At 64.7% G+C, this 15,321-nt stretch carries 18 protein-coding genes, 4 tRNA genes and 1 riboswitch; of the genes, 10 read left to right on the forward strand and 12 right to left on the reverse strand.

From position 1 onward, the window contains the following. Window positions 1-2 precede the first annotated feature (2 nt). The 4 genes from ABD059_RS16675 to ABD059_RS16690 form a co-directional block, all read right to left on the reverse strand. Window positions 3-260: a hypothetical protein gene (locus ABD059_RS16675; RefSeq protein WP_343882082.1), complete on the reverse strand. Its 258-nt coding sequence runs from the start codon at window positions 258-260 to the stop codon at window positions 3-5. A gap of 7 nt (window positions 261-267) precedes the next feature. Further along, on the reverse strand, window positions 268-642 hold the full coding sequence (locus ABD059_RS16680) for a DUF948 domain-containing protein (protein WP_019482827.1): 375 nt from the start codon (window positions 640-642) through the stop codon (window positions 268-270). Window positions 643-791: 149 nt separating this feature from the next. Beyond that, window positions 792-1,418, reverse strand: a complete 627-nt coding sequence (rpsD, locus tag ABD059_RS16685) for a 30S ribosomal protein S4 (RefSeq protein WP_019482828.1) — start codon at window positions 1,416-1,418, stop codon at window positions 792-794. 277 nt (window positions 1,419-1,695) lie between these two features. Continuing rightward, the gene (locus ABD059_RS16690; RefSeq protein ID WP_343882086.1) at window positions 1,696-3,090 is read right to left on the reverse strand and encodes a replication-associated recombination protein A; all 1,395 of its coding nucleotides are present in this window, start codon (window positions 3,088-3,090) and stop codon (window positions 1,696-1,698) included. A 92-nt stretch (window positions 3,091-3,182) separates the two neighbouring features. Here ABD059_RS16690 and ABD059_RS16695 point away from each other — a divergent pair, with 92 nt between their 5' ends. Next, window positions 3,183-3,836, forward strand: a complete 654-nt coding sequence (locus ABD059_RS16695; protein ID WP_343882088.1) for an acVLRF1 family peptidyl-tRNA hydrolase — start codon at window positions 3,183-3,185, stop codon at window positions 3,834-3,836. Window positions 3,837-3,917: 81 nt separating this feature from the next. Here ABD059_RS16695 and rpe read toward each other — a convergent pair whose 3' ends face one another. The 5 genes from rpe to ABD059_RS16720 all read right to left on the reverse strand — a co-directional run bounded on the left by rpe (window position 3,918) and on the right by ABD059_RS16720 (window position 8,789). Beyond that, a complete protein-coding gene (rpe, locus tag ABD059_RS16700) occupies window positions 3,918-4,592 on the reverse strand; it encodes a ribulose-phosphate 3-epimerase (protein ID WP_343882090.1) in 675 nt (224 codons plus the stop codon). Between the two features lie 35 nt (window positions 4,593-4,627). After that, window positions 4,628-6,211: an RsmB/NOP family class I SAM-dependent RNA methyltransferase gene (locus tag ABD059_RS16705; RefSeq protein ID WP_343882092.1), complete on the reverse strand. Its 1,584-nt coding sequence runs from the start codon at window positions 6,209-6,211 to the stop codon at window positions 4,628-4,630. Between the two features lie 13 nt (window positions 6,212-6,224). Beyond that, the gene (gene fmt / locus ABD059_RS16710; RefSeq protein ID WP_343882094.1) at window positions 6,225-7,169 is read right to left on the reverse strand and encodes a methionyl-tRNA formyltransferase; all 945 of its coding nucleotides are present in this window, start codon (window positions 7,167-7,169) and stop codon (window positions 6,225-6,227) included. After that, a complete protein-coding gene (gene def, locus ABD059_RS16715) occupies window positions 7,166-7,822 on the reverse strand; it encodes a peptide deformylase (protein ID WP_343882096.1) in 657 nt (218 codons plus the stop codon). The genes fmt and def overlap by 4 nt, the downstream gene beginning before the upstream one ends. 88 nt (window positions 7,823-7,910) lie before the next feature. Next, window positions 7,911-8,789, reverse strand: a complete 879-nt coding sequence (locus ABD059_RS16720; RefSeq protein ID WP_343882098.1) for a cytochrome — start codon at window positions 8,787-8,789, stop codon at window positions 7,911-7,913. Between the two features lie 172 nt (window positions 8,790-8,961). On the opposite strand from ABD059_RS16720, the gene ABD059_RS16725 reads away from it, so the two are divergent. The 4 genes from ABD059_RS16725 (at window position 8,962) to ABD059_RS16740 (ending at window position 9,390) form a co-directional block, all read left to right on the forward strand. Further along, window positions 8,962-9,035 (forward strand) — tRNA-Gly (locus ABD059_RS16725). Window positions 9,036-9,090: 55 nt separating this feature from the next. After that, window positions 9,091-9,164 (forward strand) — tRNA-Cys (locus tag ABD059_RS16730). A gap of 26 nt (window positions 9,165-9,190) precedes the next feature. Continuing rightward, a tRNA-Val gene (locus tag ABD059_RS16735) sits at window positions 9,191-9,262 on the forward strand. Between the two features lie 51 nt (window positions 9,263-9,313). Beyond that, window positions 9,314-9,390 (forward strand) — tRNA-Gly (locus ABD059_RS16740). Between the two features lie 66 nt (window positions 9,391-9,456). On the opposite strand, the gene ABD059_RS16745 is transcribed toward ABD059_RS16740, so the two are convergent. Beyond that, the gene (locus tag ABD059_RS16745) at window positions 9,457-9,771 is read right to left on the reverse strand and encodes a DMT family transporter (RefSeq protein WP_343882100.1); all 315 of its coding nucleotides are present in this window, start codon (window positions 9,769-9,771) and stop codon (window positions 9,457-9,459) included. 15 nt (window positions 9,772-9,786) lie between these two features. Then, a riboswitch (guanidine-III (ykkC-III) riboswitch) is annotated at window positions 9,787-9,848 on the reverse strand. A 160-nt stretch (window positions 9,849-10,008) separates the two neighbouring features. Here ABD059_RS16745 and ABD059_RS16750 point away from each other — a divergent pair. Next, on the forward strand, window positions 10,009-10,260 hold the full coding sequence (locus ABD059_RS16750) for an antitoxin (protein ID WP_019482837.1): 252 nt from the start codon (window positions 10,009-10,011) through the stop codon (window positions 10,258-10,260). A 75-nt stretch (window positions 10,261-10,335) separates the two neighbouring features. Here ABD059_RS16750 and zapE read toward each other — a convergent pair whose 3' ends face one another. Continuing rightward, window positions 10,336-11,370: a cell division protein ZapE gene (gene zapE / locus ABD059_RS16755; protein ID WP_343882102.1), complete on the reverse strand. Its 1,035-nt coding sequence runs from the start codon at window positions 11,368-11,370 to the stop codon at window positions 10,336-10,338. A gap of 156 nt (window positions 11,371-11,526) precedes the next feature. Here zapE and ABD059_RS16760 point away from each other — a divergent pair, with 156 nt between their 5' ends. After that, window positions 11,527-12,426: a sulfurtransferase gene (locus ABD059_RS16760; protein ID WP_343882104.1), complete on the forward strand. Its 900-nt coding sequence runs from the start codon at window positions 11,527-11,529 to the stop codon at window positions 12,424-12,426. Continuing rightward, complete coding sequence (locus ABD059_RS16765; protein ID WP_343882106.1) at window positions 12,423-12,866, forward strand: SufE family protein; 444 nt, start codon at window positions 12,423-12,425, stop codon at window positions 12,864-12,866. Before ABD059_RS16760 ends, ABD059_RS16765 begins: the two co-directional genes overlap by 4 nt. Window positions 12,867-12,946: 80 nt before the next feature. On the opposite strand, the gene ABD059_RS16770 is transcribed toward ABD059_RS16765, so the two are convergent. Beyond that, window positions 12,947-14,188 carry an alpha/beta hydrolase family protein gene (locus tag ABD059_RS16770; RefSeq protein WP_343882108.1) on the reverse strand — a complete coding sequence of 414 codons (1,242 nt, stop codon included), beginning with the start codon at window positions 14,186-14,188 and terminating at the stop codon, window positions 12,947-12,949. Between the two features lie 112 nt (window positions 14,189-14,300). On the opposite strand from ABD059_RS16770, the gene ABD059_RS16775 reads away from it, so the two are divergent. Together ABD059_RS16775 and msrB are read left to right on the forward strand one after the other, a co-directional pair. Beyond that, window positions 14,301-14,792, forward strand: a complete 492-nt coding sequence (locus ABD059_RS16775) for a hypothetical protein (protein WP_343882110.1) — start codon at window positions 14,301-14,303, stop codon at window positions 14,790-14,792. A gap of 14 nt (window positions 14,793-14,806) precedes the next feature. After that, the gene (msrB, locus tag ABD059_RS16780) at window positions 14,807-15,229 is read left to right on the forward strand and encodes a peptide-methionine (R)-S-oxide reductase MsrB (protein WP_343882112.1); all 423 of its coding nucleotides are present in this window, start codon (window positions 14,807-14,809) and stop codon (window positions 15,227-15,229) included. Window positions 15,230-15,321 lie beyond the last annotated feature (92 nt).

Below are 15,321 nucleotides of genomic sequence, written 5' to 3' on the forward strand. Positions count from 1 at the left end.
GGTTACTGGCCGGGACGGTCCGGGCGTACTTCGGCGGGGTCGACACCGAGGGCGGCGCGGAGGTCGGATTCGCGCTCCTGCATTCCTGTCCGCAGCGCATCAGCGAAGTTGGCGACACTATCGCTGACTTCGCCCATGGCACGGTTCAACCCGGCCGGCCCGTAGCTGTCGGCCACTGAGGTGAGTTTCCGTACGGCGATGACGCCAATGGCCACTCCGGCGCCCATCCAAATGACTCGCATGATCATGGTGTTTTTCATCGTGTCCTTAACGGCTGCGGCGGCGGGGAGCTGGCTTGCCTCGACCAGCCAGAGCGGTCCGTACCCCATAGGAGAACGCGGCAACCTTGATCAGCGGCGCGCCGACGGTAGCGGCGATCAGCGATGACAGGGCCGAAAGGTTGGCGGTTGCGTCGGAGACGTTGGAAGTGATTCCGTCGACATTCTTCAGCTGCTGATGCGTGGTGGTGACGGTGCTGGTCACTTCCTCGATCAGGGGTGTGGTTTCGTTGCTGACGCTCCTGATGGTGGTCCGCAATTCGTCAAACACTTTGCCCAGCTTCCACACCGGGATAGCGAGCAGTGCGACCAGCACCGCGAACACACCGGCCGCGATGAGACCGGCGATATCTCCACCAGACATGGATCGTGTCTCCTTTTTTGAATCAGGTAGGCCGTCTGCGCGTGGATAGCCCAGCGGCGATAACTTACCTATGTACCTTACCTACTCAAAGGCCCGCGGCGTGTGCCGCGGGCCTTTGAGCGCCGGTCCTTGCTGTGAAAGCTAAGGAACTAGCGTGCGTAGTACTCCACCACGAGCTGCTCTTCGCAGGTCACGGGGACCTCGGAGCGCTTGGGGCGGCGCACCAGGCGGGCCTGGAGCTTGTCCAGCTGGACCTCCAGGTAGCCGGGTACTGCGGGCAGCACATCGCGGTGCGCGCCTGCGGCGGCAACCTGCAGTGGGTCGAGGACCTCACTGCGCGGGTGTACGTGAATGAGCTGTCCTTCGGCGACGCGGTAGGACGGGCGGTCAACGCGTGAACCGTCGACCATGATGTGACGGTGAACAACGAGCTGGCGAGCCTGCGCGCTGGTGCGGGCGAAGCCGGCGCGGAGCACCAGGGCATCGAGACGCATTTCGAGCAGTTCAATCAGGTTCTCACCGGTCAGCCCCTTGGTGCGGCGTGCTTCTTCGAAGACCCGGGTCATCTGGGCTTCGCGGATGCCGTACTGGGCGCGCAGACGCTGCTTTTCGCGCAACCGTACAGCGTAGTCGCTGTCCTGCTTGCGGCGGGCGCGTCCGTGCTGGCCGGGCGCGTACGGCCGGCGTTCCAGATACTTTTCGGCCTTAGGGGTCAAAGCAATGCCGAGGGCACGCGAAATGCGAACCTTGCGGCGGGCACGTGTGTTGTTAGCCACGAATACCTTCCATTATTTTTGCGGCAAAGTTGCGCTGCTGCCCCATCGGTTTCCCGGTTGAGCGACAGGCACTTTCAGTGTCGCTGGCCTCCACTTGCGGAGAGCCGGGAGTAGCCGCTTCCCGGTACTACAGTTCGCAGTGCGCGCAGCCCTGCCTCGAAGAGACCCGCCGGAGCGGGCCATACCTGAATGAATCAAACCTTCGATGGTGGGTTGCGCAGAACGCGACTTGCCAGTCAACCGTCAATCCTAGCAGTGCCGCGGGCGGACAGCTGAATCACTCACCGCGGATGATCCGCCGCAGACGGGCGAGCCTGGAACCGATGTCCCGTTCGGCCCCACGATCGGTGGGCTGGTAATAATTGTGGCCGGTCAGATCATCCGGTGCATACTGCTGCGCGGCGATGCCGTGCGGCTCGTCGTGGGAGTAGAGGTAGCCGCTGCCGTGCCCCAGTTGTTTGGCCCCCGGGTAGTGGGCGTCCCGCAGGTGTTGCGGAATGCCCTGCCCCCGACCGGCGCGCACATCGGCGACGGCTGCGTTGATTCCGTTGTACGAAGCATTGGATTTGGGTGCGGTGGCGATGTGCACCACGGCCTGGGCCAGGATGATCCGGCCCTCGGGCATGCCAATCAACGCAACGGCCTGTGCTGCAGCGACGGCTGTTTGCAGGGCGGTCGGATCGGCCATGCCGACGTCCTCGGCAGCCGAAATCATCAGTCTTCGCGCCACGAAGCGAGGGTCCTCCCCCGCCTCCAGCATTTTCGCCAGATAATGCAACGCCGCATCGACGTCGGACCCCCTCAACGATTTGATGAAGGCACTGGCGACGTCATAGTGCTGGTCCCCGGCACGGTCGTAGCGCAGGGCAGCCACGTCGACTGCCTTCTCGGCATGGTCGAGCTCCACCAGCACCGGCTTCCCGGGCTCGTCAGAGGCCGAGTGGGCCACCCCGGCTGCTGCTTCGAGGGCGGTCAGTCCGCGGCGCGCATCACCTGCGGCCAGCCGGACCAGGTGTTCCAGGGCGTCGTCGCTTACCCGGACCGACCCGTCGAGGCCCCGCGGGTCATTCACTGCGCGGGTCAGGAGATCGGCAATGTCCGCCTCGGTGAGAGGTTTCAGGGTTTGCAGCAGAGACCGGGAGAGCAGGGGTGACACCACGGAGAAAGAGGGATTCTCGGTCGTGGCGGCGATCAGCACGACCCAGCGGTTCTCGACGCCCGGCAGCAGGGCGTCCTGTTGTGCCTTGTTGAAGCGGTGGATCTCGTCCAGGAACAGGACGGTGGTGGTGCGGTGCAGGTCGCGGGCAGTGAGGGCCTCATCCATGACCCGGCGGACGTCCTTCACCCCGGCGGTGATGGCCGACAGCTCAACGAAGGTCCGTCCTCGACCCCGTGCAATCACATGCGCAAGGGTGGTTTTTCCGGTGCCTGGCGGCCCCCAGAGGATCACTGAGGATGGTCCGGCCGGACCGGAACGGTCGGCGTCGCCTGCCAGGGTGCTCAGCGGCGACCCTGGGCCGAGAAGGTGTTGCTGGCCCACCACTTCATCAATTGAGCGCGGCCGCATCCTGACGGCCAGGGGGCTGCGGTGGCGTTCGGCACTGGTGGCGCTGTGGCTGGGGACATCGTCATCGTCGTCCGACCCGTACGCCGCGCTGAATAGATCATTCACACAGCCAAGGCTACTGTGAAGCACTGACGGTCGGGCCATCGGTAGCAGGCCCGAGTTGGGCACGACCAGACGCAGAAGATACGGAGACGCTTGTGGGATCACCGCGCCAGGTGCTGGTGTCACCCGAGCGGCTTCCCGGCTGGGTGGAGCGGTTCAGTGCGGGAAACGGCGGTTTGGCTCCGACTGACGGGCTCGACGACGAGATCCGGGCCCGCGGCGCACTCCTACTCCGCGGCGCCAACGGCTGCCTGGCTGTGCTCAACCCGCCAGGGGAGTCCGCCGGGGGTGGCCCGGGAGGTCCAACTGTCGATGACCTCGTCGCCGCGGCCACCAGGCAGCGCCTCATTGGACTGGTCCTGGTACGCCGGGGCGGCTATGCGGTGGGTGTTGCCGAGCACGGCAAGCTGGTGGCGTCGAAGACCGGCACCAAATATGTCCAGTCCCGGACCGCAGCTGGCGGCTGGTCGCAGCAGCGCTTCGCGCGGCGGCGGGCCAACCAGGCGGCCGGGTTGGCCGATGCAGCAGCAGTTCATGCGGCGCGGCTGTTCGCTGAGCACAGTCCTGACAGCCTGCAGTTGGGCGGAGACCGGACCCTGGCCAGTGAAACCCTGGCGAACCCGGTCCTGCGCAACTATCGGGCGCTGCCGCAGCAGGCATTCCTGGTGGTGCCCGATCCTCGGCTCGACATCCTCAAGCAGGCGGCAGCAGACGCCCGCTCGATCAGGATCACCATCACCGACCCGTGACGTCGGCGCCGGCTGCCGCGCCGGATGCTGTGCCGAATGCTGCGCCGGTTCAGGTGCCGGTTCAGGTGCCGGTCGCCTGACTTACCGGCGTTCGTCAACCGCGCGTTGGGCGGCTTCGCGGAGCCGGACGACAGCCTGATCGGGATCGTCGGCACCGTACACCGCGGAGCCTGCGACGAAAACTGTTGCCCCGGCGTCGGCCGCCCTGAGGATGGTGTCCTCAGTGATGCCACCGTCCACCTGCAGTGCCACCGGCAGACCGCTCCCCCTGATCGCTTCGGCCGCCCGCCGGATTTTCGGCAGCATGACATCGAGGAACGGCTGGCCACCGAACCCGGGCTCGACCGTCATGATCAGTAGGAGGTCCAGTTCGCCCAGCAGGTCGAGGTACGGTTCGACGGGTGTTGCCGGGCGCAGCGCCATTCCTGCCTTGGAGCCGATGCTGCGCAGCTCGCGGGCCAACCGGATCGGCGCCGCCGCTGCTTCGGCATGGAACGTCACCGAGGCTGCGCCGAGTTCGGCGTAGCCGGGAGCCCACCGGTCGGCGTCATCGATCATGAGGTGCACGTCCAGCGGAAGGTCACTGACCTCCTGGATCCGTTTGACCACCGGAAGGCCGAGGGTCAGGTTGGGGACGAAACTGTTGTCCATGACGTCCACATGCACTGCATCAGCTGAGGCAATACGTGCGAGCTCGGCCTGCAGGTTGGCGAAGTCAGCGGACAGGATGCTCGGGTTGATACAACAGGCGGTCATGGCGCTCCTTGGCTGCGGCGGGGTGGAGGGTGGTTTTATGCGGTCCGGCGAATCAGGGCCAGATACATCGCATCCGTGCCATGCACGTGTGGCCAGAGCTGGGCTGTTGACTCGTGGCCCGCGGCCAGCGAACCGGTGAGGCTGACGTCGTCCAGGACCGCCCCCGCGTCGAGGAGTTCGACGTCGTCACGGCGGCGCAGGCAATCCTGGACCACTGCCGAGGTCTCGGCCGGGTGCGGGGAACAGGTCACGTAGGCGACAACTCCCCCGGGTCGAACGGCCGTCAGCGCGGCGGCCAGGAGTTCACGCTGCAGCGTTCCGAGTCCGGCGATATCGGAGGGCTTACGCCGCCAGCGGGCTTCCGGGCGTCGGCGCAATGCCCCGAGTCCGGTGCAGGGCGCGTCCACCAGTACCCGGTCAAAGGTGTCAGGGAAATCCTCGGCGACGGTGCGGCCGTCGCCGACCCGCACTGTCCAGACCGCAGGGTTGAGCGGCCGGAGCGCCTGCCGCACCAGCTGAGCCCGGTGCTCCAACGGCTCGTTGGCCACCAGCGTGTTGCCCCGCTGCTGTGCCAGGGCACCCAGCAGCGCCGATTTTCCGCCGGGTCCAGCGCACAGGTCCAGCCACTGTTCGGAGCGGCCGGCGGTACCAGGTCTCACCGACCGCGCGTCCTCTTCGGCAGCTTCAGGTCCCCCTGCTTCCGGCCCCACTGGCTCCAGCTGTACTGGCTCCAGCTGCACTGCCGCGAGGGCACGGGCAACCAACTGGGATCCGGCATCCTGGACCCGGGTGGTGCCGGTCCTGATGCTTTCCAGACGCCCGACGTCGCCAGCTGAGAACAGTGCCGATCCTTCGGCCAGCTCTCCAGGAACAGCTCCGGCCTCGAACGCCTCGTCGAGGGACCCCAGCCCGGGGAGGGCCAGGAGGTTAACAACCGGTGCCGCATTGTTCGCGGCGAGCAGTGCTTCAATCTCTGACACGTCCCGGCCGTGATCGACGAGGGCCTGCCGAAGCGCCCGGACAATCCATTCCGGGTGGCTGTGGGTCAGTGAGCTGACTTTGGTGGCATCAGTCACACCGGCGGTGAGTTCTGCTGTCCACTCCTCGAGGGATTTCGACGAAACCCGCCGCAGCACTGCATTGATCAGGGCCGACGGTCCTGCACCAATGACGGCGCGGGCCAGGCCGACGGTCTGGTCCAGGGCAGCATGAGCGGGGACCCGCATGGCGAGCAGCTGGTGGGTGCCAATCCGCAGCGCATCGAGGATGGCCGGATCGAGCTTCTCCAGGGGGCGGTCAACGCACTTCGCCAACACTGCGTCATACGTACCCTGACCACGCAACGCTCCGTACGCCAGTTCAGTGGCAAAGCCTGCGTCACGCTTGTCCAGCTTGTGCTTCCGGATGCTGACCGGCAGCACCAGGTTGGCGTAGGCGTCGTCGGCGGCGACGGCGCGCAGCACCTCGAACGCGACCAGTCGTGCCGGATCGGCGCGTCGTGTCCGTTCCGACGGTGCGGCAGTAGAGAACCCGCGTGGCTCAGACCTGTTCCGTTCCCGTCCGGCCGCATTACGACGACGATCCGGGCCGCCCGCTTTGCCCTGCCCTGGATTGCTCACGAAAATAACCTCGTCACGAAAAAACCAGCTCTCCTTGTTGAAGGGCGCCGCGCGCCCAGTCCTGTGCCCGCATCATCTTTTTCCCGGCAGGCTGGATATCACCCAGGACCACGGGACTGGAGCCCGTTCCGACCAGCACGGCAGTCCCGGCCATCGTCACTTCGCCCGGGGTGAGCGCCGCAACGGCGTCTTCCCCCGACTCAGGACTGTCGACCCACGGCGATACCGGCCCCACCTTCACCCGCTGATCACCTAACTGGGTCCAGGCGCCCGGCTCGGGGGTCACACCATTGATCAGTCGGCGGACGGCAAGAGCCGGCCGGCTCCAGTCCACCCGGGCGTCGTCAATGGTGAGTTTGGGTGCCAGGCTGACATCTCCCTGCTGGGGAACTGCCACGGCCCGGCCAGCCGCAATGGCTGAGAGGGTCTGGACCAGCAGGACGGCGCCGCTGTGGGCTAGCCGTTCCAGCAACTCGCCACTGGTGTCGCTGGGTCGGACCGTTTCGGTCATGGTGCCGAAAACCGGGCCCGTGTCCAGGCCCGCCTCCAGACGGAAGGTGGAGGCGCCCGTGATTTCGTCACCGGCCATGACTGAGTGCTGCACCGGGGCGGCGCCCCGCCAGGCCGGCAGCAGCGAAAAATGAAGGTTGATCCAGCCGTGCTCCGGCAGATCCAGCGCTGGCTGCGGAACCAATCCGCCGTAGGCAACGATCGCTGCGACCGCGATGTTGAAGTCAGCAAGCTGTGCGGTGACTGCGCCGTCAATCCGGTTGGCGCGGATGATAGGGAGATTCAGTTCCGCCGCCCGGGTGGCCACCGGGCTGGGCGTCATGATCCGTTTGCGGCCCAATGGCGCGTCTTCACGTGTCAGCACGGCGACGACGTCGAACCCGGCAGCCACCAGCGCGTCAAGGGAGGGCACCGCCACGGCAGGAGTACCGGCGAAGAGGACTCTCATGCTCGTCTGGTCCCACTCTGGCGCGAGCCGGTGGTAGGGCGGGCGGCTGACACGCCGAGCCCGAAGCTGGATCCGAGTGACTGTGACCGGTCCCGCGTGGTCTGGTCGGCAACTGTGGAGTAGGCCGAGCTCCGGATGGCGCGCATCGCGGCCTTGCGGTGCTCCCCATCGAGGCGTTCGATGTACAGCGAGCCGTTGAGGTGGTCCGTCTCGTGCTGGAAGCAGCGGGCGAGCATACCGGTTCCCTCATAGGCGATGGCCGCCCCATGGATGTCCACGCCCGTCACCCTCGCCCAGCCCGCGCGCTGCAATGGGTAGCCGAGTCCCGGGATCGACAGGCAACCCTCCAACTCCTCGTCCCTGTTTTCGTTCTGGGTCTCGGCCTGGGCCTCAGCCTGGGTCTCGTTCTCGTCCTCGGCTTTCACCTCGAGGACAGGATTAACGACGTACCCGGAAACGTCGTCAATCCTGAAGGTGAAAACCCGCAGGCTTACCCCCACCTGGGGTGCTGCGAGCCCGGCGCCGTGCACGTCGTCCATGGTTTCCATCATGTCCGAAACCAGTCTGGCGAGTTCGGGTCCAAAATTGGTGACCTCGGCGGAGGGGGTTCTCAGTACCGGGTCGCCGATGATCCGAATGCTCAAGACGGCCATGCTCTCCGTGGTCCTAACGTTGCGAATACTTCACTGTGGGTCGATGCCATTCTAGGCGCGAACCTTGTCGACCTCAGCCGAAGGAAGGCTAACCGGCCATCCCGCTGGCCGTAGCGCCGACGGCGGGTACCGGCGGTGGTCCAATCGGCAGCAGTGCGCGGCCAGCCGCGGCGGCGTCGAGCCCCGCCTCCCAGGACCGGCGCAGGGCACAGAACCGGAACCAGTGCTCTTTCAGGACCTCGGGGTTGGCACGCATGGCACGCACCTCGGTCTTACCGATCGCGACGCCCAGCAGGATCAGCTCGTGGTCATACTTCCACGGCTCCCAGACACCCTTCTCGCCGTCGACCAAGCTTTCCTGAGCCTTCATGCCGGCCACCAGCTGCATCACCACCTTGTCATCCAGCGGCTTGACCTGCCCGTCACGGTCGGTGTTCTTGGTCTTGAAGTCGATCAGGCACATCCGTCCCCCAATCTCGGCCAGCAGATCAAGGGTCCCGGCGTAACCGACGTCCTCGTTCCAGACGGTCAGTTCGGCAGCGATCGGGCGGACCTGGTACAGGGTCCACCATTCGTCAAACCGATCAGCGAAGGCCTCTTCACCGTTCGCCGCCAGGGCAGCCCGGGCGGCGTCGACGTCGTGCGCCTGTTCCAGATCGCGAAGCGCCACCTGCTCGCAGTAGTAGTGCACCCGCGTGCCCCGTTCGGCCGCCTCGTCGCGGTACCGTTCCGCCGCGACGGATGCGTCCTTCACGATGGTCCGGAGTTGCGCCGGATTGCCCAGTGCCGCGGAGATGCGGGGATCGTTGGCGACGGCGTTGGCAGCCATGTAGCCGATCCACCCGTCCAGCGACGCGCCAGCCTGGGAGATCACCGTGGTGATCGAGGGGACGATCGGGCGGTCTTGGGTGGAACGGGCATACATGCGTCCGTGCTCTGTCGAGTGAGCCAGCAGCGGTTGTGTCATGCTTCCAGTCTGACACCGGATACTGACAATCGACATTTGGCGCGCTCTGGCGCTGCAGGACGCGGATTGGACGAACCCCATTTCCTCCTATAGAGTTTTTACTCGTTGGAAAACGACGAATAACCCTGCAAATCCAAGGATTTTCACCGGGTTGTGAATCATCACTCAACATGCGGACGTAGCTCAGCTGGCTAGAGCACCACCTTGCCAAGGTGGATGTCGCGGGTTCGAATCCCGTCGTCCGCTCGCAAGTCACTGTAGCTGTTGAAGTACGTTTCGGCAGTCCTGGTTTACTAGGCACGGTGGGGTGGCCGAGAGGCGAGGCAGCGGCCTGCAAAGCCGTATACGCGGGTTCGAATCCCGTCCCCACCTCCAGTACAGAGGTTTGCACCCATTTCGATGGGCGATTGGCGCAGCGGTAGCGCGCTTCCCTGACACGGAAGAGGTCACTGGTTCGATCCCAGTATCGCCCACTCAAAGCGGTTCCCGTGGTTTCTTCGGAATTCACCGGGTACCGCTTTTTCGCGGACGTAGCTCAGCTGGCTAGAGCACCACCTTGCCAAGGTGGATGTCGCGGGTTCGAATCCCGTCGTCCGCTCCACGCATTCCAACACCAGCCACCGGGGATCCCACCCGGTACCCGCCCCGTTCAGGGCTTAGCCCAGGGTCAGTGCAGCAGTTTCAGGCCCACCACACAGGCCACAATCCCGAGGACCAGCAGCACCTTGATGACGGACGCGGGTTCGCCGTCGAAAATCATCGCGTAGGCCACAGTCAGCGAGGCCCCGATCCCCACCCAGACCGCATAGGCGGTCCCGACGGGCAGGGTACGCATCGCCCAGGCCAGACCAATCATGCTGAGGGTCACCGCGACACCGAAAATAATTGAGGGGACTAACCGAGTGAAGCCCTCCGACTTTCCGAGGGCTGTGGCCCACACGGCTTCGAGTACGCCGGATACCACTAGAACAATCCATGCCATGACAGTCTCACTCCTGAAACGCCGTCTTGTCGCTGACCGGGTACGGCGCACCTCGTCCGGGTGCCATCTGGCTCGTTAAGGGTGTCACACCCCCGCTGAACGGGCAATCTGGGGAGGAAATACGCCAGGGGCGGACACCCAGCTGTTGCACAGGCTATGTCCTTGGAACTGCCATGTGATCGGCCTAAGATATTCGGCAGAGGGAACAACAGGTTCCCGGATCGAAAGGAGGTGCCTGTGTCTGTATTTGACGGGCTCAAAGGCAAGGCCGGGATGCTGAAGGAAAAGGCAACCGAGCTGGTGGGCGAAAACTCTGGAAAGATCAAGGACGGCATCGGTCACGCTGGCAACTTCGTTGACAGCAAGACCGGAGGCAAGTACGCCGACAAGATCGACAAGGTTCAGTCCAAAGCCTCCGAAATGGTCGATAAGACCGACCGCGGGGACACCAACCGGCCAGCTGGCCCCGGAACTCCCCCGGCCGTATAAGACCTACTGCTCGACAAGAAAGTGCCGGTCCTGCCGCGAGGCAGCACCGGCACTTTTTGCGTGCTGGGGGTCGGGCTAGACCTCGCTGCCCTGGCGTGCCAGGGCAGTCAGGCGTGACACCGCCCGGTGATACTTCTTCATGTAGCCACCGGTCATCATTTCCTCGGTGAAAAGCTGGTCGAAGGCTACGCCGCTAGCCAGGACGGGGATGTCCTTGTCATAGATCCTGTCCGCGAGGACGACGAAGCGGAGCGCCACCGCCTGCTCCGAAATGGTGGCCACCTGGTGCCAGGCAATGAAATCAACGCCATCGATCAGCTGACGGTACCGGCTTGGATGCACTCCGGACAGGTGTTTCACCAAATCGCTGAACGTATCCTCGGCGAGGATACCGTCCGGGCCGGCCTTGAGCTCGCGGACCCGGTCGTGCAGGCCGGATTCGCTGAAGGGGACAGGTGCCTCGGGAAGGCCGCGGTGGCGGTAATCCTCACCGTCAATCCGGAGCACGTCAAACTGGTCGGCGAGGACCTGGATTTCCCGCTGGAAATCCACCGCCGCAAAGCGCCCGTCCCCCAACGAACCCGGAAGGGTGTTGGAGGTCGCAGCGAGCTTGACCCCAGCGTCCGCCAATTCACGCATCAGGCGGGACATCAGGACCGTGTCGCCTGGATCGTCGAGTTCGAACTCGTCAATGCACACCAGCGCGTAACCGCTCAGGGCGTCGACGGCGCGGCGGAAGGACAGCGCCCCCACCAGGTTGGTGTACTCGACGAACGTGCCGAAGGCCTTCTTGCCGGCCGTTGCGTGCCACAGGGATGCCAGGAGGTGGGTCTTCCCGACACCGAAACCGCCGTCCAGGTAGATTCCGGCCCGCGCCGCTGGCTTCTTGGCGCCGAAGAGCTTCCGCAGGCCGGTCGGCTCCGGCTGGTTCACCATGTCGGCGAACTCTGACAACGCTTTGACGGCCGCAGCTTGCGATGGCTGCGCGGGGTCCGGACGGTAACTGTCGAAGGACACGTCACCGAAACGAGGGGACGGATAGAACCCGGTCAGGAGTTCGTCGACCGAAACTTTGGGGGTCCGCTGAGAGAGCTGCTCAATAGTTGCCACGGTAGGCAAGAATACGGCACTTTCGCCGGCCTTCGCGCCCTGCGAGAACCCCACAGCCCGCCGTTTGTGGCGTGCGGTGAACGCGCCGGAAATAAATGGGTGAACCCGTGGTTAGGCTAGTAGAGACCACAAGTTCGTCACGAGAAAGGCCAACGGATGTCAGTCGCAGCAGACCCCCACGAGAAGTTCGCTCACTATGCCCACCCGGAACGGCTCGTCTCCGCGGACTGGCTAGCCCAGAATCTCGACAACCCGTCAGTAGTGGTGGTGGAGTCTGATGAAGACGTGCTGCTCTATTCCACGGGCCATATCCCCGGTGCCGTCAAGGTCGACTGGCACACGGATCTGAACGATGAGGTTACCCGCGACTATGTTGACGGCGCCGCCTTTGCCCGGCTGATGTCAGCCAAGGGAATCACCAGGGATTCGACAGTCGTCATCTATGGCGACAAAAGCAACTGGTGGGCAGCTTACGCGCTCTGGGTTTTCAGCCTGTTCGGACACGAGGACGTCCGGCTGCTGGATGGCGGCCGCGACAAGTGGCTCGCTGAGGGTCGGCCCACCACCACCGAGGTGCCGGCGCCGCAGGCCGCCGACTATCCAGTGGTGGAACGCAATGACGCTCCGATCCGCGCCTACCTGAGCGACGTCCTCGGTCACCTGGGAAACCCGCTGATCGATGTCCGCTCGGTGGACGAATACACCGGCGCACGGACCCACATGCCCGCGTACCCCGAGGAAGGCGCGCTTCGCGGCGGCCATATCCCGACCGCGGCGTCCGTCCCGTGGGCTCGCGCCGCCGCCGAGGATGGCACCTTCAGAAGCCGGGCCGAACTCGACGCGATCTACCGGGATGAAGTGGGACTGAAGGATGACGACGACGTCGTCGCCTATTGCCGTATCGGCGAACGGTCCAGCCACACCTGGTTTGTCCTGTTCCACCTGCTGGGTTTCACCAAGGTACGCAACTACGACGGTTCGTGGACCGAGTGGGGCAACGCTGTGCGCGTCCCGATCGTCAAGGGTGAAGAGCGCGGCGAGGTTCCGGCGTCATGACCACTGGACTTCCCGTCAAGCTGAGTGAGATCGTCGAGGATTTTCAGGCGCTCGACGAACCTGACCGGTTGCAGCTGCTGCTCGAATTCTCCCAGGGACTTCCCGAGCTGCCCCAGCATCTGCAGGAGCATCCGGAACTGCTGGAACAGGTGGTCGAATGCCAGACTCCCCTGTTCCTCAGCGTCGACATCGACGACAGCCCCGAACAGATCGTGCACCTGTATTTCTCGGCTCCGCCGGAGGCTCCGACGACCCGCGGGTTCGCCGGGGTGCTGCAGGAAGGTCTGGACGGGCTCTCCTCTGCCGACATCCTTGCCGTGCCGGATGACGTCCCTGACCGGTTAGGACTCACCCGGGCCATCACGCCGCTGCGGATGCGCGGGATGACGGCCATGCTGGGGCGGATCAAACGCACCGTCAGGGCCGGGCAGACCAGCTAACCAGCTTGACCGGCCTGGACGGCAGGAGCTAGGCAGCCCAGTTCCGGCCTGTCAGTTCCGTACTGTCAGTTCCGAAACTGTCAGTTCCGGACGCCCGGCCGGGCACGGCCGTGGAGCACGGGGGCAAGCCAGTTGGCCACCGTCTGCTCCCATTTCATCGGGTCCACATTCCATTCCTTGGTGTGGCGGGCCCGGTGGAACCGCTCGAACGTGACAAACGCAGGGTTGCGTTCTGCGAGTTCAGCCGAGGCTCCTACCGGGACGAACTCATCGTCCTCGCTGTGGATGATGAGTGTGGGAATGGTCAGCTGCTCGGCCCGTGACACCCAGTCAAGGCTCTTCAGGTCGAGCGGCGCCGCGAGGCCCGTGGCTTTCCGGCCGGCACGGTTGGTCAGCAGCCACTGGCCCAGCCGGCCAATGGGTGCGGGGATGCGGTTGAGCTGGGCGTGATAGGCGAGTACCTCAATCCAGTTGACCACGGGACCGTCAAGCACCAGCGCCCTGATCCGTTGACGATGACCCGAGAGGTCAGCGGTCTGCAGGCAGATGGCACCACCCATTGACCACCCGAAAAGCACCACACCCTCGGCACCGTGCGCCACCGCGTAGTCGATCGCCGCCTCAACATCACGCCACTCGGTCATCCCGAGCCCGTACCTGCCATCGGCTGCGTGCGGGGCTTCGCCGTCGTTCCGGTACGAGGTCAACAGACTGGTCAGGCCCAATGACCTGGCCAGACGCACCGCCCGCAATCCTTCGCTCCGCTGCACTCCCCTGCCGTGGACCATGACCGCCCAATCCTTCGAGGCTTCCTCGGCGCGGATCAGCCAGGCCGGAGCTACTCCCCCGTCGACCGGGATGTCCACCTCTTCGTCAGCGAATCCAACCGCCGACGGCGAGGGAAAGACGGCTCCGCTCCACCAGCCGCGCGTCGCGCCGGCCAGGTCCCCTGAGTACACCGCCTCCACCTCGCGTTGCACGGTCCCTTCGCGCGGGACATAGGACAGGATCGCCCCGATCCGGGCGTGTCCAGCTCCACCGTCGAAGTAGAGACTGTAAGTCCCTTCGACGGTGGTGTCGTCATTCGCTGGGAGAATGACCTGCTGATTACCCCCGGTGCCGATCACCGCCAGGATGTCGAGGTTTTCGTCCCTGCCCCGGGCTGGAGTCACTACCTGACGCGCGAAATGCGCAGCAAGACCGGAGGTGCCAGCCGCAATCGTTGAGCCGACGGCACCGCCAATCCCTACCCCGAGCATGGTCCATTTGACCCAGGGGGCGGTGGCGGACTGCTCCGGCATGGTGGCGGAAAGTTTACGCATACCCCCATTCTTGCCTGAGAACAGGAGGATCGGCAGCACACAGGAGCGGGTGTCGTGCTGGGCGCTGTCCCCTGCACTAGGGTGCAACGCGTTGGAGCACTAGTCTTGGCTCATGTCCGAGACGATAGTGGTACTAACCGAAGAGAGCCTCAACGACGGCGACGCGAAGAACCTGTTGACCCTGGTGGGTGAGGAACAGGCCACGCTGCTCGTGTTGATCCCCGATGACCGGCACAAGAATGTGATGTCCGAGTTCTTCCATCATCTGAGCTTGCTGGAATTCGCTGACGCGTTCCGCGAACTGTCCCAGGGGCAGCCATCGGCCCAGGAGTCACGTGGGAGCGCCGAGGCGGCCCTCGAAGCTTCGCTGCGGGTGGCCGAGGCCCACGGCCTCACCGCCCACGGCGTCATTGCCACCGGGAACGCCGTCGAGGCAATGGTCGACGCCGTCACTGAGCACGGCGCACGGCAAGCCGTGGTCATCACCCGACCGCACGCCGTCGCCGATACCCTGCACACCGACTGGGCCAATCAGGCCCAGGACCGGCTGGGCGTGCCTGTGCTGCACCTCTACTCCGGTTCGGGATTTATCGGCGGTTCTTAGGCGTTGAAGGAAACATGAGCACAACAGAATCCAGCGATGTCCCTGTCCAGAAGACCGACGACGAATGGCGCACCGAGCTGACCAGCGAGGAATACCGGGTCCTTCGTCAGGCTGGCACAGAGCGGCCTTACACCGGCGAGTACTACGACACCAACACCAAGGGTGTCTACCAGTGCCGCGCCTGCGGGCACGAGCTCTTCACCAGCAATGAAAAATTCGATTCACATTGCGGGTGGCCGTCCTTCTGGGCACCCCTCGCCGAGAACACCGTCCGGTACCTGCATGATCATTCCATGGGGATGCAGCGCACCGAGGTCCGGTGTGCCAACTGCGACTCCCACCTCGGCCACCTGTTTGAAGGTGAGGGCTATGGCACCCCCACCGACCAGCGCTTCTGCATCAACTCGGTGTCCATGAAGCTGCTCGAACAGCCCTGAGCCACACCCGGGGAGGTCCAGCAGATCTGGGCCTCCCCGCCCGTGAGACCCGGCGATAAATTAGAATTGCTTATGCTTGATTAACTTTTGGA

Origin of the sequence: Arthrobacter flavus (assembly GCF_039526005.1) — a bacterium.
In the GTDB taxonomy this organism is placed as follows: Bacteria; Actinomycetota; Actinomycetes; order Actinomycetales; family Micrococcaceae; genus Arthrobacter_D; species Arthrobacter_D flavus.

Bases quoted from the DNA above. Each gene is read 5' to 3' on its own strand.
- ABD059_RS16760 (WP_343882104.1), top strand. From the start codon at position 11,527: ATGTCAGTCGCAGCAGACCCCCACGAGAAGTTCGCTCACTATGCCCAC.
- fmt (WP_343882094.1), bottom strand. From the start codon at position 7,169: ATGAGAGTCCTCTTCGCCGGTACTCCTGCCGTGGCGGTGCCCTCCCTT.
- rpe (WP_343882090.1), bottom strand. From the start codon at position 4,592: ATGACCGCCTGTTGTATCAACCCGAGCATCCTGTCCGCTGACTTCGCC.
- ABD059_RS16770 (WP_343882108.1), bottom strand. From the start codon at position 14,188: ATGCGTAAACTTTCCGCCACCATGCCGGAGCAGTCCGCCACCGCCCCC.
- ABD059_RS16680 (WP_019482827.1), bottom strand. From the start codon at position 642: ATGTCTGGTGGAGATATCGCCGGTCTCATCGCGGCCGGTGTGTTCGCG.
- ABD059_RS16745 (WP_343882100.1), bottom strand. From the start codon at position 9,771: ATGGCATGGATTGTTCTAGTGGTATCCGGCGTACTCGAAGCCGTGTGG.
- def (WP_343882096.1), bottom strand. From the start codon at position 7,822: ATGGCCGTCTTGAGCATTCGGATCATCGGCGACCCGGTACTGAGAACC.
- ABD059_RS16775 (WP_343882110.1), top strand. From the start codon at position 14,301: ATGTCCGAGACGATAGTGGTACTAACCGAAGAGAGCCTCAACGACGGC.
- ABD059_RS16675 (WP_343882082.1), bottom strand. From the start codon at position 260: ATGAAAAACACCATGATCATGCGAGTCATTTGGATGGGCGCCGGAGTG.
- ABD059_RS16720 (WP_343882098.1), bottom strand. From the start codon at position 8,789: ATGACACAACCGCTGCTGGCTCACTCGACAGAGCACGGACGCATGTAT.
- msrB (WP_343882112.1), top strand. From the start codon at position 14,807: ATGAGCACAACAGAATCCAGCGATGTCCCTGTCCAGAAGACCGACGAC.
- ABD059_RS16765 (WP_343882106.1), top strand. From the start codon at position 12,423: ATGACCACTGGACTTCCCGTCAAGCTGAGTGAGATCGTCGAGGATTTT.